1 protein-coding gene is annotated in these 857 nt (G+C 69.9%); it reads right to left on the bottom strand.

Annotated elements, in window-relative coordinates; genetic code table 11:
* The coding region (locus ETP66_RS11855; RefSeq protein WP_430731892.1) for a branched-chain amino acid ABC transporter permease at positions 1-857 on the bottom strand (857 nt) is incomplete at both ends.

Here is an 857-nt window from a genome sequence, read left to right as displayed (position 1 = left end):
CCGCCCCGTTGGGGCCGATGAGGGCCAGGATCTCCCCCCGCCTCAAGGCCAGGGACACCCCGGCTACGGCCAAGAGCCCCCCAAAGGCCTTCTTGAGGTCCTGGGCCTCCAGGAGCACCTCTCCCCCGGCCCCGGTGGAGGGCCTGGGGGGAAGGGGGGCCGCCCGGGGGAGCCGGGCCGAGGCCCGGGGCAGGTACCGCTCCAAGAGGGGCCACACCCCCTTGGGGGCCAGGAGGAGGATGGCTCCCAGGATCAGGCCGTAGGCGATGGTCTCGTAGTTGCCCTGCTGCCCCAAAAGCCTTGGCAGCAAGTCCTTGAGCCAGTCCTCCAGGCCCGTGAAGAAGGCCGTCCCCAGAAGCACCCCCGGGATCGTCCCCACCCCCCCGGCCACGGCCATCACCAGGTACTTGATGGAGGCCTCCAGGGAGAAGGGCGTGGGGTTCACAAAGCGCAGGAAGTGGGCGTACAAAAACCCTGCGAGCCCGGCGATGGCCCCGGAGAGGAGGAAGGCCTTGAGGCGGAGCCCCGCCGGGTCCACCCCAAAGCTGGCCGCCGCCAGGGCATCCCCCCTCAGGGCCAAAAGGGCCCGGCCCAGGCGGCTTTGGCGCAGGTTGTGGAGGGCGAGGATCAGGAACACCAAGAGGAGGAGGCCCAAAAGGGCGTAGCGGAAACCCGTGTCCAGGGGTAGGCCCAAGAGGACCAAAGGGGGAAGGTCCGTGAGCCCCGTGTGCCCCCCGGTGAGCCAGACCAGGTTCCCCGCCAGGATGTAGAGGGCCACCTGCCAGGCGATGGTGGAAAGGGGCAGGAAGTGCCCCTTGAGCCTGACCGTAAGGGCCCCCAGGACCAGGGCCAGGAGG

The organism is Thermus thermamylovorans (genome assembly GCF_004307015.1).
Classification (GTDB): domain Bacteria; phylum Deinococcota; class Deinococci; order Deinococcales; family Thermaceae; genus Thermus; species Thermus thermamylovorans.
Note: the sequence above shows the minus strand (reverse complement) of the source record. Positions and strands in the feature narration are given on the sequence as shown.